Source organism: Streptomyces sp. Tu 2975, assembly GCF_009832925.1.
Taxonomy (GTDB): Bacteria; Actinomycetota; Actinomycetes; order Streptomycetales; family Streptomycetaceae; genus Streptomyces.
In genome coordinates, this window is the sequence record NZ_CP047140.1 from 2,346,850 (window position 1) to 2,362,606 (window position 15,757).

At 71.3% G+C, this 15,757-nt stretch carries 10 protein-coding genes and 1 pseudogene; 8 read left to right on the forward strand and 3 right to left on the reverse strand.

Translation table 11 applies throughout. The annotated features are described in order from the left end of the window. Window positions 1–94 precede the first annotated feature (94 nt). Window positions 95–1,339, reverse strand: coding sequence for a type VII secretion-associated serine protease mycosin (gene mycP / locus GLX30_RS10215; protein WP_159686327.1), 1,245 nt, complete (start codon window positions 1,337–1,339; stop codon window positions 95–97). Window positions 1,340–1,348: 9 nt separating this feature from the next. Beyond that, complete coding sequence (eccB, locus tag GLX30_RS10220) at window positions 1,349–2,890, reverse strand: type VII secretion protein EccB (protein WP_159686330.1); 1,542 nt, start codon at window positions 2,888–2,890, stop codon at window positions 1,349–1,351. A gap of 220 nt (window positions 2,891–3,110) precedes the next feature. Between eccB and eccE the strand changes: the two genes are divergently transcribed. The 8 genes and pseudogenes from eccE (at window position 3,111) to GLX30_RS10260 (ending at window position 14,705) form a co-directional block, all read left to right on the forward strand. Beyond that, a complete protein-coding gene (gene eccE, locus GLX30_RS10225; RefSeq protein ID WP_159686333.1) occupies window positions 3,111–4,406 on the forward strand; it encodes a type VII secretion protein EccE in 1,296 nt (431 codons plus the stop codon). Then, on the forward strand, window positions 4,406–5,125 hold the full coding sequence (locus tag GLX30_RS10230; protein WP_159686336.1) for a hypothetical protein: 720 nt from the start codon (window positions 4,406–4,408) through the stop codon (window positions 5,123–5,125). The genes eccE and GLX30_RS10230 overlap by 1 nt, the downstream gene beginning before the upstream one ends. Before the next feature lie 283 nt (window positions 5,126–5,408). Next, window positions 5,409–8,644: pseudogene (locus tag GLX30_RS10235) on the forward strand (SCO5717 family growth-regulating ATPase). Window positions 8,645–8,843: 199 nt separating this feature from the next. After that, a complete protein-coding gene (locus tag GLX30_RS10240) occupies window positions 8,844–10,727 on the forward strand; it encodes an ABC transporter substrate-binding protein (RefSeq protein WP_159686339.1) in 1,884 nt (627 codons plus the stop codon). Between the two features lie 3 nt (window positions 10,728–10,730). Next, on the forward strand, window positions 10,731–11,780 hold the full coding sequence (locus tag GLX30_RS10245) for an ABC transporter permease (protein ID WP_159686342.1): 1,050 nt from the start codon (window positions 10,731–10,733) through the stop codon (window positions 11,778–11,780). Beyond that, a complete protein-coding gene (locus GLX30_RS10250) occupies window positions 11,777–12,739 on the forward strand; it encodes an ABC transporter permease (RefSeq protein ID WP_159686345.1) in 963 nt (320 codons plus the stop codon). The genes GLX30_RS10245 and GLX30_RS10250 overlap by 4 nt, the downstream gene beginning before the upstream one ends. Then, window positions 12,736–13,707 (forward strand): ABC transporter ATP-binding protein, encoded by a 972-nt coding sequence (locus GLX30_RS10255; RefSeq protein ID WP_159686348.1) that lies wholly within the window; start codon window positions 12,736–12,738, stop codon window positions 13,705–13,707. The genes GLX30_RS10250 and GLX30_RS10255 overlap by 4 nt, the downstream gene beginning before the upstream one ends. A 14-nt stretch (window positions 13,708–13,721) precedes the next feature. Continuing rightward, window positions 13,722–14,705 carry an ABC transporter ATP-binding protein gene (locus GLX30_RS10260; protein WP_159686351.1) on the forward strand — a complete coding sequence of 328 codons (984 nt, stop codon included), beginning with the start codon at window positions 13,722–13,724 and terminating at the stop codon, window positions 14,703–14,705. A gap of 64 nt (window positions 14,706–14,769) precedes the next feature. Here GLX30_RS10260 and GLX30_RS10265 read toward each other — a convergent pair whose 3' ends face one another. After that, entirely contained in the window at window positions 14,770–15,726 is a 957-nt protein-coding gene (locus GLX30_RS10265) for a bifunctional riboflavin kinase/FAD synthetase (RefSeq protein WP_159686354.1), read from the reverse strand. Window positions 15,727–15,757: the final 31 nt, after the last annotated feature.

Sequence of the window (15,757 nt, forward strand, 5' to 3'; positions counted from 1 at the left end):
GGATGCCGCCCCCGTGCCGGACCATTGGTCCGACTGTCACTCTATCCACTTGGTACGACGGTTCCAACTGCAAAGCGGTTTACGGTCACTTGCTTCAGCGTGCCCGTTTCCGCGCGGTGTCCCTGATGACCGTCGCGGTCCCCGCGATCACCGCCACCAGTACGACGCCGATTCCCAGCGCGTAGGTTGCATAGCGTTCGTTGCGTTCCTGGACGGTCTCCGTCATGGCCAGGTGGGCCGGTTCCGGCGCGGGCGGTTTGGCCGGCCCGGGGTCCGGCCGGGGCGCGTTCTGGGGCTTGTCGTCACCGCTCAGGGCGCGTACGGGGTCGATCACTCCCCAGCCGACGAAGTTGTCGTGGCCGTTGATGCTGCGGGTCGCGGTCTGCTCGATCTCGGCGACGATCTCGGCCGGTGACCACCGGGGATGCTTGGCCTTCAGCAGGGCCGCCACCCCGGCGACGTACGGGGCCGAGAAGCTGGTGCCGTTGTCGATGCACTGGCCGTTGCCCGGAACGGTGGAGACGATGTCCACGCCCGGCGCTGCCACGCCGACGAATTCGCCGGCCTGGGAGAAGACCGCCCGCTCGTTGTTCCGGTCGGAGGAGGCCACGGCCAGCACACCCGGAAAAGCGGCGGGGTAGGTGTTCTTGACCTTGCCGTCCATGCCGTCGTTGCCGGCCGACGCGACGACGACGACACCCGCGGCTGTCGCCCGCTGCACCGCCTTGCCCAGCGCCGAATCGGGTCCGAGCGGCTTGACGGTGTCCTGGGAGATGTTGATGACATCGGCGCCCTTGGCGATGGCGTGGTCGATCGCCGTCGCCATGGTGCGGTCGTTGCCACTGTTGTTCTCGTCGTTCTGGCGGATCGGGATGATGGTCGACTCGGGGGCGATGCCGACGAAGCCGGTTCCCTCGCGGGGCCGTGCGGCGATGATGCCCGCCACCTTGGTGCCGTGGCCCACCAGGTCGACCGTGCCGTCCGTCTTGCCGCGCTTCTCGTCGCTGTTCTTCTTGTCGGGCTTGAGGAGGTCCTTGCCCGCCGAGGCGTCGACGGCCGGCTTCAGCTGCACGTTGTCGTTGTCGACGCCGGTGTCGATGACCGCGACCCGGACGCCCTTGCCCTTGGTGTCCTGCCACAACTCGTCGAGCAGGACCCGTTGAAGGGGCCACGGGGTGCCCGCGATCTGCTCCTTCATGGGGAAGGTGCACTCGCCGCTGCCGTCGAGGGCCGGTCCCCCCGCCCCTTCGGCGGCCACGGCGGCCGGGGTCGCGGCCGTCAGGGCGGTGAGCAGCGCGGCGGCGGTCGTGGCCGCGGCCCGCTTGAGCGGATACAGCATCGGCGCTCCTTACGAACCCTGCGGCTGGCGTGCGCTGTTGGTGTCCAGCCGCGGACCCTTGGACAGGAACTCGGACCAGGTGATCGGGACCAGCGACGGGACGATCTTGCCGTATCCGAGCCGGATCTGCGCCTGGCTGGGCTCGGGGCGGCCGTCCTGCTGCTGCCCCTCGCCGCCGGCGCCGATGTCGGAGCGGTCCGAGTCGCTGTCGCCGTTGGCCTGCACCGCGTAGCGCAGCCCGGTGTCGGTCACGAGGAAGAGCGACCCGTCGGGCTTGGTCTGGTTGCCCTGGACCTGGGTGTAGAGCAGCCCGGAGCCGGGGGTGACGTAGGTGCTGGTACCGCCGGCGGTGATCTCCGCCGGGTAGGCCGAGCCCGCCCAGGTGGACAGGGTGGTGCGGCCCTTGTCGTCGACCTTCCGGAGCACGCTGCAGACGGTGTCGCGCCCGCCGTCGGCGGAGTTGACGTGCTCGGCCCTCGGTTCGGGCCAGCGGTTCTGCGCGCCGAAGACGTCGGGCTCCGGGGTGAAGGAGGCCGCGTCGACGACGGTCGCCCGTCCGCCCATGTCGAGGTCGTCGGTCTGGGGAGAGTTGATCAGGAGCCACGCGGTGAAGTCCGACACCGGCTGGACCTTGCCCGCGAGGACGACGTAGTGCCGTGGTCCGGCACCCGTCTGGGCCTGGAGGACCATGCCCACCTTGTCCTGCTCGGTGGTCAGTCCGCCGCCGACGCCGGCCGGTGCGCCCACCTGGCCCTGGATCACGGGGAAGTCGATCGGGCTGCCGTCGTGGAGCGTCGCCAGCCACTCCTCCGTGACGGGCTGCGGCTCGGTCCGGTCACCGACCAGGGCGCGGGTGAGGAGGTCGGCGTCGTTCTCCGTCCCGCGGACCAGGTACTTGGTGCCTGCCGCGTCGACCAGGTAACGCCCGCTCTTCGCCTCGACGTACAGGACCTGTCCACCGGTCAGCCGGTTCTTCCCCTCGGTCCTCTCGAGGTCGCGGTCGGCGAAGATGAACGTCGCCTTCTGTGCGGACGCGCCCTGGCCGGCGCCCGGCTGTTCGCACACCGCCCAGCGCTTGGCCCGGCCCGCCTCCTTCTCGCTGGGCAGGCGGTCGGGCGCGTACGGGATGCCGAGGATCGGGCCACGGGCCGGCTTGCCCGAGTCCAGGATGTCGTCCGCGACCTGAATGACCTTGAACTGGTCCGGCGTGAGCAGCAGTCGGGCCGAGGCGAGGTTCAGCACCGGGTGCAGCAGGACCTTCTTGTTCTTGCCCTTGCCGGTCTCCAGGACCACGTAGCGCGTGGTGGAGTCCTTGCCGACGATCACCTTGGTACCCGGCGCCGCCCAGTCCTTGGGGGCCTTGGGCTTGAACATGCCGAACGCGCCGAAGCCGGCCAGGATCAGCACTCCCACGATCAGGCCGGGGACGATCGCGCGCAGCGGCCGCGGCGCCCCCTCCTCCGTGCCCGACGGGGAGGGTTGGAGGAATGCCGCCACCGTGCGCTTCTTCGCAAAGGTGTATGCGTTGAGCTCATCCCGCCGTGATGCCATGAGTCCCCATTGGTAAAGAAGGCACTGTCTCCCCGCGAGGCCCTTGTGGTGAGCGCGGCCCCGGGCCCTGCCGTTCGGACCGGCCCCCTACTATGCCTGTTGATCGGTGGTGCTCGTGGGGCGGGTAGGGTGATCCAGCCGCCGGAAGCCTTGCTGGGCGGGGCTGGACAGGGGTGATCGGGATGAATTGGGGCCTAATGAACCGGGGGGTGCCGGAGTGATGGCGTCCGCAACGCGCGCGCGGCCCGCGGCCCGCAGACAGTCCTCCGCACGACCGCCCGCCCAATCCTCCGGCCCGAGCACACCCCGCCTGCGGGCGCGGCCCGGCCACTTCGGAACATTCCGACTGCAACAACTCGTCCTGGTCGAGATCGCCGCCGCCGTGCTGCTGGTCGCCTGGATCGCCGACCCGCTGCTCCTCGTACCCGCCGGTGTCCTGGCGGCCGTTCTGGTGCTGCTGGCCGTGGTGCGCAGGCATCGCCGGTCGCTGCCCGAGTGGCTTGCCACCGTGTTCGCCCTGCGCGCGCGGACGCGCCGGGCGAAGTCGCTGACCATCGAGCCCGGGACGGAGCCGGGACTGGCGCCTGTCGTCGAATGCGACCCGGCGCTGCGGACGTACACCTACAGCGACCGGGACCGGCGGCCCGTGGGGATGATCGGGGACGGTACGTTCCTGACCGCCGTCCTCCAGGTCGAGGCGGACGCGACAGCGCTGCGGCCGGAGCGCATGGCACGTCCGCTCCCCATGGCCCTGATCAAGGACGTCATGGAAGTGGACGGGATCCGGCTCGAGTCGGTCCAGATCGTCCAGCACACCCAGCCCGCCCCGGCTCCGCACCTGCCTCAGCAGTCCGTCGCGGCACGCAACTACGCGCCGCTGCAGGCCCAGACCGGCTCACCGGCCCTGCGCATCACCTGGATCGCGCTGAAGCTCGACCCGGAGCTGTGCCCGGAAGCGGTGGCGGCCCGCGGCGGCGGCATCGAAGGCGCGCAGAAGTGCGTGGTACGGACGGCCGACCAGCTGGCCAGTCGCCTGACGGGCGCCGGCTTCCGGGCGACCGTGCTCACGGAGCAGGAACTGACCTCCGCCATCGCCACTTCGTCGTGCGCCAGCCCCATGGCCATCGCCCAGGCGGGCCGGGCGGAGGTGCCTGCGCGACGCACTCAGGAGACCTCCCGCACCTGGCGCGTCGACGACCGCAGGCATACGACGTACTGGGTGGGCCGGTGGCCCCAACTCGGTGGCGGCGGGGCCCAGATGCCCCAGCTGGTCGCCCTGCTCACGTCGATCCCCGCGCTGGCGACGACATTCAGTCTGACCCTCGGCCACGGCGACCGGCAGGGTGTGACGGTCACCGGACACGTCCGGATCACCGGGCGCAGTGACGAGGAACTGGTCACCGCACGCCACGAATTGGAGCGGGCGGCCCGTGGGGTCAAGACGGGTCTGGTGAGGCTCGACCGTGAGCAACTGCCCGGAATGCTCGCCACGTTGCCGCTCGGGGGAGCCCGCTGATGTCTGCACCTGCCGCAAAGCCGCGTATCGGTTTCGGCCTCGTCGGGCCCCGCAGGGACCGGCACGCGATGACCCTGGACCAACTGGCCGCCCTCACCCTGCCGGTCGGTGACGACGGCGTGGTCATCGGCGTCGACGCCGAGGGCAGGCCCGCCGTACTGGGCGTCAACCGCCCCACCCCGTACGACGTGACGCTGATCGGTGGCCTGTGGACGGCTCAGGTCCTCGCGCTGCGCGCCGCCGCGACGGGGGCCCGGGTCACGGTCGAGACGGGCCGCGCGCCGGCGTGGACCGCGCTCGCTCAGGCCGCGGGCGGCGGACAGCAGTGCATCTCGCTGCACGACGTGGGCCGGGTGCCACCGCAGGGCGCTTCCGCCGGGAGCCCCGTGGTCGTCGTACGGGACTGCGGAATGCGGCCGCCGCGCGGGCGGGTCGTCTCCGGGCCCTGGCAGTCGGTGCTGACGCTTCTGCCGTATCTGAGCCCGGTCGCGCCCCGGTTGATGGAAAAGTCGGGACTCGTCGGCGTCCAGCGCGTCTCCCCGGACGAAGCACGGCAGATCGGACGCATCATGCATCTGCCTCAGGCCGAGACAGAGGCGCTCTCCACCCTCGCCGACGGGGTCACCCTCTGGTGCACCCCACGGGACCGGCAGTTCGTCATGACCCAGGCCACCGATGCCGAGACCGGATTGTTGGGCAGCGCCCGGCGGATGGACTGAGCGGGCGGTTCCGTTCACGGTTGTCCCGGTTTGGTCTGCCGGATTTCTCACGCTCCGGTGCAGCGGGGTCACCTGTGGGCAGGGCGTGACGCACGGGACAGTGGCCGACGGCCTGACGGGCCTGCCGGAGTGGCGTTGTTGGCGATTAGGGTGGGTCGGGGCGCGGCACAAGAACCTACGGGTGTGCCGACAGCGTCCCCGGGGGAGAGCCGGGCCGATCCGAAGAAGGCGGTGGCCCCCACCCACGACGGCACAAGGGTGCTCGACCACACCAGGAGGCAAAGTGAACGGCGATCGGGACGACATCCACGGGGGCTGGAACATTCCCGTCGACGAGTCCGACGCGGAGCCCGCCGAGCTGACGGGTGAGTTCACCATCGACTACACCCCGCCTGCCTGGTACACACAGAACGCGTCGGGTGACACTTCGGGCGGGGGCGCCGGGGCACAGACGCCCCCGCCGCCCCCGCCGCAGGGCGCGCCGGTCGCGGTGCCGGGACTGCCCTCGGGCAGCGGGTTCGAGCCGAACTGGTCGCAGACGCCGCCTGCGCCCGCGCCCGCCCAGCAGGAGGAATCCACGCCGCAGGAACCCGCGCCCGCCGCACCTCCGGCTGTTCCCGCGCCCGCTCCGGCACCCACTCCCGCTCCCGAGGCCGAGGCGCCCGCCGGGGCCGACGAGCCCGCGCAGGCGTCCGCGACGCCGCAGGCACCGGAGTTGTCGTGGCAGTCCTTCGGTGACGGGGACGTGGAGAGCGGCGCCACCATGCGCTTCTCCCCTGCCGCGCTGAGGCGCGAGATGGCGGAGCGGGCCGCGGCGGATGCGGGCGGGACGGACGCCGAGGCGGCCGACGGCCCGCGGCCGGAGGCAGAGACGGAACCGGCTCAGGAGCCCGAGGTCCGGGCCGAGACCGAGCCCGAAGCCGAGGCCGAGGTCCCCGTGGCCGCGCCGGTGGCCGCCGTCGTGGACGCCGCCGACGACCCCCGACGTGCTGACGGCCCGGACAGCGACGCCTCCGAAGCGCCCGTGGCCGACGACGGGTCGCCCGCCGACGCCCCGGCCACCGACGCCTCGGCCACCGACCTGAGCAGCCATGAAGACAGTGCGGACGAGTCAGGCGACGACACGGACAGCGGCGGAGCCGCGGCCGTCACGGACTCCGGTCCGAAGGCCGACGACGAGCCCTCCGACGCAGCACCCGCTCCGGTGGCCGTCCCTCAGGACGCCACGTCTGCTCCGGTGGCCGCCCCCCAGGACGCCGCGCCTGCCGCTGCCGAACCGCAGGACGCCCCCTCGGGAGCCGCGCCTTGGGCCCCCGCTCCCACGACGCCGCCGCAGAACGGTGGCCTGCCGCCCCTCCCGCCCGAGTTCCAGCCCGCGGCGCCGACGGCCGCACCGCAGTGGACCGTGCCCGCACCGGCAACGGACCCGACCGCCCAGGCGCCCGCACCGGCCCCGGGCTACGGCTTCCCGCAGCCGGCACAGCACCAGGCACAGCAGCCGCCGCAGCAGGGGCAGCCCGGCGGCCCCGCGGCCCCTGCGCCGCAGGCCGGTTACGGCTTCCCGCACCAGGGCGCACCGGGACAGCCCCCCGCGGCACCCCAGGGCGGCGGCTACGGCTTCCCCCAGCAGACCGGTCCCGCCGCACCGGGGCAGCCCGCACCGGCCCCCGCGCCGCAGGGCGGTCACGGCTTCCCGCAGCAGGGCGGACCGGGACAACCCCCCGCGGCACCCCAGGGCGGCGGCTACGGCTTCCCGCACCAGGGCGGACCGGGACAGCCCGCCGCGCCCGTGCCCAATGCCCCGCGCCCCAGGGCGGTCACGGCTTCCCCCAGCAGGGCCGGCAGCCCGGTCAGCCGCCGCAGCAGCAGCCGGGCCACCCGGGACAGCCGCAGCCCGGGCAGCAGCCGGCGCATCCGGGTGCTCCCGTACCGCCGCAGAATCAGGGACAGCCGCCGCAGGGCCACCAGCAGCCCCCTCAGGGCCAGGCGCCGCAGGCGCCCCAGCCCGGTGGCGCCTACGCCTACCCTCAGCCGCCCGGTCCGGCCGTCGACCCGCGTACGGGTGCTGCCTGGCCCACGCCGGTCACGCACGACCAGCGAGAGCGTTCCGTACCGGGTGCTCCGCTCGGCTACACGGCCGCCGTCGAGCTCTCGTCCGACCGGCTCCTGCGCAACAACAAGCAGAAGCCCAAGTCGAGCCGTAACCCCTCCAGCGCCACGCGCTTCAAGCTCGGCGGCAAGAAGGAGGAGGCCGAGCGGCAGCGCAAGCTCGACCTGATCCGCACGCCGGTGCTGTCCTGCTACCGGATCGCCGTGATCTCGCTCAAGGGCGGTGTCGGCAAGACCACGACCACCACCGCGCTCGGCTCGACCCTCGCCACGGAGCGGCAGGACAAGATCCTCGCGATCGACGCCAACCCGGACGCCGGTACGCTCGGCCGCCGGGTGCGCCGGGAGACCGGGGCGACGATCCGGGACCTGGTCCAGGCGATCCCGTACCTCAACTCGTACATGGACATCCGCCGGTTCACCTCTCAGGCGCCCTCCGGTCTGGAGATCATCGCCAACGACGTGGACCCGGCCGTCTCGACGACGTTCAACGACGAGGACTACCGGCGCGCGATCGACGTGCTGGGCAAGCAGTACCCGATCATCCTCACCGACTCGGGCACCGGCCTGCTCTACAGCGCGATGCGCGGTGTGCTGGACCTGGCCGATCAGCTGATCATCATCTCGACTCCGTCCGTCGACGGTGCGAGCAGCGCGTCGACGACGCTCGACTGGCTGTCCGCCCATGGGTACGCCGAGCTGGTGCAGCGTTCCATCACGGTCATCTCCGGGGTCCGCGAGACCGGCAAGATGATCAAGGTGGACGACATCGTGCAGCACTTCCAGACCCGCTGCCGCGGCGTGGTCGTGGTGCCGTTCGACGAGCACCTGGCGGCGGGCGCCGAGGTCGACCTCGACATGATGCGGCCCAAGACCCGTGAGGCGTACTTCAACCTGTCCGCGCTGATCGCCGAGGACTTCGTGCGCGCCCAGCAGCAGCAGGGGCTCTGGACGGCGGACGGCAACCCGCCGCCCCAGGCCGCCCCGCCGATGCCGGGCCACGGTCAGGGACAGTGGCAGGGACAGCCCCAGCAGCCTCACCCGCAGCACCCGCAGGGCCACCGGCCCGCGCCCGGCGGACCGGTGCCCGGCCAGCCGTACCCGCCGCAGCCCCAGCAGCCCCAGCACCCGCCCCAGCAGCCCCAGCCGCCGTACGGCGCGCCGCAGCAGGGACAGCACCCGCCGCAGGGCTGGCAGCAGCAGCCGCAGCCCGGGCAGCCTCAGCCGCACCAGCAGCCGCCGCAGCAGCCGCATCCGCAGCAGGCCACGGGGCCGGCGAACCCCGCCGGTCCGACGCCTCCGGCAGCCGGCGGAACCGATCCGCAAGGACACGTTCCGCCCGACCGGTTCCCCCCCGCGGGATGGCCGCAGCAGCAGCCTCCGCAGGCACCGCCAGCCCCTCAGCAGTAACGCGACAGAGGTCTTGACCAATGAGGGCCCGCACCGACTCCACGGTGCGGGCCCTCGTCGCATTCCCGCAGCCCACACGGGGTTTGAGCGGCCGTTGACGCGGCATGACCACCCTGATAAACCTTCGCTTCACCAACTGGCGAACCAGAGATCACCAACCCGCCCTCTCCGTGCGAGTAATGACGCGAGGTCACTGTCCATGGTCACAACGGCTTCACCCCAGAGAACCCGGCAACGCCCCCGCTTCCGATTGGTCCTGGCCACTGGCGCCGCGGCCACGGCACTGGTGACGGCGGGGGCCGTGGCCCCCCAGGCCCAGGCCCAGTCGCAGGACCGTTCAGTCGCGCAGTCGCAGGCGCGGGCGGCGGCCGCCGACGACGGCAAGCAGGTCCTCACCGTCGCGGTGTCGCAGAGCATCGACTCGCTGAGCCCGTTTCTGGCGCAGCGACTGGTGAGCACCTCCGTCCACCGCCTGGCCTACGACTACCTGACGAACTACGACGTCAAGGACGGCCACACCGTCCCGGGGCTCGCCACAGCGTGGGAGCCGTCCGCCGACAAGCTGACGTGGACGTACACCATCCGCGACGACTCCAAGTGGTCGGACGGCAAGCAGGCCACCGCGGAGGACGCGGCCTGGACGTTCAACAAGATGATGACGGACGAGAACGCCGCCACGGCCAACGGCAGCTTCACCGCCAACTTCAAGAAGGTCACGGCTCCCGACCCGAAGACGCTGGTCATAGAGCTGAAGAAGCCTCAGGCGACGATGACGGCGCTCGATGTGCCGATCGTCCCGAAGCATGTGTGGGAGAAGGTCGACGACTTCTCCAAGTTCAACAACGACAAGCAGTTCCCGATCGTGGGCAACGGTCCGTTCATCATCACGGACTTCAAGGTCGACCAGTATCTGAAGCTGAAGCCGAACAAGGACTTCTGGCGCGGCGCGCCCAAGTTCGACGAGTTGGTCTTCAAGTACTACAAGGACGGTGACGCGGCCGTCGCGGCCCTGCAGAAGGGCGAGGTGTCGTTCGTCCAGGGCCTGACCCCGGCTCAGGCCGACGCGCTGAAGAGCGCCGAGAACATCAAGGTCAACGACGCTCCCGGCCGTCGCTTCTTCGCACTCGCCACCAACCCCGGCGCCCGGTCCAAGGACGGCAAGAAGTTCGGCAACGGGCACAAGGCGCTGCTCGACCCGGCCGTGCGCAAAGCGCTGTTCCACGCCACCGACCGCACCACCATCGTCGACAAGGTCTTCCAGGGCCACGCCGTAGAGGGCGAGGGATACCTCCCGCCCCGCTTCGAGTCGTACTTCTGGAAGCCGGAGGCCGGCCAGCAGATCGCGTACGACCCGGCCAAGGCGGCCCAGCTCCTGGACCAGGCCGGATACAAGAAGAACGCCGACGGCAAGCGCCTGGACAAGGACGGCAAGCCGCTCGACTTCCGGATCCTCTGCCACGCCACGGACCCGAACGACAAGGCGATCGGCAAGTACCTCCAGGAGTGGTGGGGCGAGCTGGGCATCGGGCTGAAGGTCGAGTGCCTCGACAACGTCTCCGACCCGTGGCTGAAGGGGGACTACGACCTGGCCTTCGACGGCTGGTCCGTCAACCCCGATCCGGACTTCGTCCTGTCGATCCACACCTGCTCGGCGCTGCCCGCCACGCCCAAGGACACCGGCGCGACGGACAACTTCATCTGCGACAAGCAGTTCGACGACCTCTACGCCAAGCAGGCCGTCGAGTACGACGCGGCCAAGCGCGCCGACCTGGTCAAGCAGATGCAGTCGCGGCTGTACGACACGGGCTACATGAACATCCTCGCGTACCCGAACGCCGTCGAGGCGTACCGTACGGACCAGATCAAGTCCATCAAGACGATGCCGGAAGCGGCCGGCAACATCTACGGTCAGGACGGCTACTGGAGCTGGTGGTCGGCGGAGCCGGCCGCGGCCGGCAGTGGTTCGGACAGCGGCTCCTCCGCGGGTGTGGTGATCGGCATCGGTGCGGTCGTCGTCCTCGCCGCCGCTCTCGGGCTGTTCGTCGCGATGCGTCGCCGTTCCTCCGCGGAAGACCGTGAATAGTCGATGAGCACCACAAGCACCACCGGCACGACCGCTGTGGCGCGGGCCTCGGAGGCCCGCGCCGCGCGCGGCAACGTACGCGCCTATCTGCTCTACGTGGCGGGCAAGCTCGGCGGAGCGGCGGTCTCGCTGCTCGCCGTGCTCGTCACCAGCTTCTTCCTGTTCCGGATCATCCCCGGCGACCCGGTGAAGGCCATGACCCATGGCATGCCGACGTCGGCCGAGCAGATGGCCACGTTGAGACGGCAGTTCGGTCTCGACAAGCCGATGTGGCAGCAGTTCACGGACTACTGCGCCGGCGCGCTGAGCGGCGATCTCGGAATGTCGTACCAGTTCCGAGCGCCCGTCGGCGATCTGATTCTCCAGAAGGTGCCGGCCACGCTGCTGCTCACGGGTGTGGCGGTCGTCATCTACTCGGCGATCGGGCTGTGGCTGGGTACCCGTTCCGCCTGGCGGCACGGAAGCCTCGGCGACAAGCTCAACACGGGCGTGGCCCTCACCCTGTGGTCGGTGCCGGGATTCTGGCTCGGGCTGCTGCTGATCATCACCTTCTCGGTGGGGATCGGCCCGATCCCGGGGATGTTCCCGACCGGAGGCATGGAGTCGGGCGACGAGAGCGGCTTCGCGTACGTGGCAGACGTGGCCCATCACATGGTCCTGCCGGTCCTCACCCTGGTCGCCGTCGGATACGCGCAGACGCTTCTGGTGATGCGTTCCTCGCTGCTCGACGAGATGGGGAGCGACTACCTGACGACGGCACGGGCCAAGGGCCTGCGTGACGATGTCGTGCGGCGCAGGCATGCCGTACCGAACGCGCTGCTGCCGACCGTCACCATGGTGTTCATCAACCTGGGCCATGTGGCCGCCGGTTCGATCCTGGTCGAGACGGTGTTCTCCTGGCCCGGGCTCGGTGGGCTCTTCTACCAGGCGCTCAGCGTGCCCGACCTGCCGCTCGTCCAAGGGCTGTTCGTCGTCTTCGCCGGCGCGATGATCGTGATGAACCTCCTCGCCGACCTCCTGTATCCGCTGCTCGATCCCCGGGTGGGCCGATGACGACGACACCTACGCCGCCGACCAAGACCACCGCCGCCGCCCCGGCCACCCCGGTCGGCAAGGACGCACGGACCGCGAGGTCCCTGACATGGGCGCGCCGCCGGCACTCCGTGGCCCGCTTCTGGAGCTCGTACCGCAGCCACCGGGCGGGGCTCTTCGGCCTCGCCGCGCTGGCGCTCATCGCGCTGACCGCGCTGGCCGCCCCCCTGCTCGTCGGCGGTGACGTCCAGAGCGTCACCGACGCGCCGGGCACGGCGATGGAGAAGCCGAGCGGCGAGTTCCCGCTCGGCACCGACCAGTTCGGCCGCTCGCTGCTGGGACTGCTGGTGTGGGGCGCGAGGATCTCGCTGACCGTGGGTCTGCTGGCCGCCGCGCTGTCGGTCGCCATCGGCACACTCGTCGGCATCATCGCCGGTCACTACGGCGGCTGGTTCTCCACCGTGCTGATGCGGATCACGGACTGGTTCCTGGTCATGCCGGCACTGGTGCTGGCGATCGTGCTCGCGACCGTGATGTCCCGCAACGTGTGGACGGTCATCATCGCCATCGGTATCACCAGCTGGCCCACCACGGCGCGGCTCGTCCGGGCGCAGACCATCGCCGTGGAGTCCCGCCCCTACATCGAACGCGCCAAGGCGCTCGGCGGCGGCCACGGGCACATCATGAACCGGCACGTCCTGCCCAACGTGATGCCGCTGGTCCTCGCCCAGACGACACTGGGCATCTCCAGCGCCATCCTCACAGAGGCGACACTCGCGTTCCTCGGGCTCGGTGACCCGACCGTCGTCTCCTGGGGCGGAATGCTCCAGGACGCGCGTGAGGCGGGCGCCGTCTCCTCCGGCCACTGGTGGTATCTCGCCCCGCCCGGAATCGCCATCGCGCTCGTGGCGCTCGCCTTCACCCTGTGCGGACGCACGATCGAGTCCGTACTCAACCCGAAGCTGGGAGTGGCGCGTTGAGTGTGCTCGAGGTCAGGAACCTCCATGTGACCTACGGCTCCGAGAAACGCGCCGTGCCCGCCGTACGCGGTGTCGACCTGTCCCTCGGCGCGGGGCAGAAGCTCGGTGTCGCGGGCGAGTCGGGCTGCGGCAAGTCGACGCTGGCCCTCGCCCTGCTGCGGCTGCTGCCGGCCTCCGCCCGGCTGACCGGCGAGATCATGCTCGACGGCGAGGACGTCCTCACGATGAAGTGGGGCCGGCTGCGGGCGGTGCGGTGGGCGGGCGCGTCGATCGTCTTCCAGGGCGCGATGCACTCCCTGAACGCCGTGCACCGCGTCGGCGACCAGATCGCCGAGCCGATCATGCTGCACCGGAGGTCGACGCCGGCCGAGGCGAAACGCCGTGTCGGTGAGCTGCTCCAGCACGTCGGGCTGCCGGCCGCGCGGGCCGACGCGTACCCGCACGAGCTGTCCGGCGGGCAGCGCCAGCGCGTGATGATCGCGATGGCTCTGGCGTGCGATCCGCAGCTGATCGTCGCCGACGAGCCGACGACCGCGCTCGACGTGATGATCCAGGCGCAGATCCTGCGGCTGATCGAGCAGCTGGTCGCCGAGAAGGACATCAGCCTGCTGATGATCAGCCACGATCTGGGTGTCCTCGCCGACACCTGCGACCGGCTCGCCGTGATGTACGCGGGCCGGGTCGTGGAGGAGGGCCCGGCCCGCGCCGTGTACGGCACGGCAGAGCATCCGTACGGGCGGGCCCTGTCCGCCGCCTTCCCGCGCATCGGCGACCCGGCCTCCCGCAGGGCCCCACGCGGACTGCCGGGCGACCCGCCCGACCCGTCGTCGCTTCCCGGCGGCTGTACGTTCCACCCGCGCTGCCCCGTCGCGCTCGACTCGTGCGCCGAGCAGGACCAGGAGCTGGTCACGGCGGGTGAGGGACACCGGGCGGCGTGCGTGCTGGTGGGGACGGAGAAGCAGCAGTGACACAGGAGCACGTCATGACCACCACCTCTCCCCTGCTCTCCGCCACCGGACTGCACGTCGTCTTCCCCGGCCGCCGCGGCGGGCCCTCCGCCAGGGCCGTCGACGGTGTGGACCTCGACATCGGCGCGGGCGAGATCGTCGCCCTGGTCGGCGAGTCCGGCTGCGGCAAGACCACGCTCGCGCGTTCGCTCCTCGGCCTGGTGCCGCCCACCTCAGGGCGGGTCACCTTCGGCGGGGAACCGCTCGGGTACGCCTCGCGCGCCCTGAAGGCGTACCGCAAGCGCGTGCAGCTGGTCCTCCAGGACCCGAGCGGATCGCTCAACCCCCGCCACACGGTGTACGACGCCGTGGCGGAGGGCCTCCGGATCCACGGCTACCCGGGCGACGAGCGCGCGGCGGTCGCCCAGGCGCTGTCCCGGGCCGGCCTGCGCCCGCCGGAGCGCTTCTTCCTCCGCTATCCGCACGAACTGTCGGGCGGCCAGCGGCAGCGCGTCGTCATCGCGGGGGCCCTGGTGCTGGAGCCCGAGCTCATCGTGGCCGACGAACCGGTGGCCTCCCTCGACGCGTCCGTGCGCGGCGAGATCCTGGCGCTCCTGCTGCGGCTGCGGGACGAACTGGGGCTCTCCGCGCTGGTCGTGACCCACGACCTGGGCCTTGCCTGGAACATCGCGGACCGGGTGGCGGTGATGTATCTCGGGCGGATCGTCGAGTCGGGACCCGTGGAGGATGTGCTGACGTCACCTCAGCACCCCTACACCCAGGCGCTGTTGTCGGTGCTGCCGGAGTCGGAGAGCGCGCCGGTGGTGCTCACCGGCGAACCGCCGGACCCGTCCCGCATCCCGGAGGGCTGCCGCTTCCACGCCCGCTGCCAGGTCCTGGCGTCGGGCGAGGCTTCCCGTGCCGGCGTGGCCGACCTGTGCCGTTCGCGGGAGCTTCCGGTCCTGGCGAACGCGCCGGGACCGCAGGTGGCGTGTCACTGGGCAACGGCGGCCGGCTGAGGCTCCTTCGGTGGGCGGCCGGGGGCGCCTCGCCCCCGGGCGTCCCCGGTCGGCGCGGGGCGGGTCAGTGACCGGTGTCGTACGACGCGGTGAGCTCGCGGCACTTCTTCACGTCGTCCGCCATCGCCACGAGCAGCGAGTCGATAGTGTCGAACTTCTCCTGGCCGCGTACGTACGCCAGGAAGTCCACCGTCACGTGCAGCCCGTACAGCTCGAGGCCCACCCGGTCGATCGCGTACGCCTCCACGGTCCGCTCGGTGCCGTCGAACTGGGGGTTCGTGCCCACCGAGATCGCAGCCGGCATCCGCTCGCCGGCCGCCGTGAGCCAGCCCGCGTACACGCCGTCGGCGGGGATCGCGGTGTGCGGCAGGGTTTCGACGTTGGCCGTCGGGAAGCCCAGCTCGCGCCCGCGCTGGGCGCCGCGCACGACGATGCCCTCGACGCGGTGCGGGCGGCCGAGGATCTCGGAGGCCCCCTCGACGTCGCCCTCGGCGATCAGCCGGCGGGTGAGCGTCGAGGAGAACGGCTCACCGCCGCCCGCCTCGCCCCGCACATACAGGTCGACGACCTCGACCTCGTAGTCGTACGTCCGGCCCATCTCCGCGAGGAAGGAGACATTGCCGGCCGCCCGGTGACCGAAGCGGAAGTTGGGGCCTTCGATGACCGCCCGCGCGTGCAATTTGTCGACCAGCACCTTCACGATGAAGTCGGCCGGTGAGAGCTGGGAGAACTCGGCGGTGAACGGCAGGACGAGCACCGCGTCCACGCCGAGCCCGGCCATCAGGTCCGCACGGCGGTGGTGCGGCGCGAGCAGCGGCGGGTGGCTGCCCGGGCGGACGACCTCGCTGGGGTGCGGGTCGAAGGTCACCACGACGGACGGCACGCCGAGCTCGCGCGCCCGCTGCACCGCACGTCCGATGATCAGCTGGTGCCCGCGGTGCACGCCGTCGTAGGAGCCGATGGTGACGACGCTGCGTCCCCAGTCCTCGGGGATGTCCTCCAAGCCACGCCAGCGCTGCACTGTGACCGCTCCTCGCCCGAACCTGTGTACG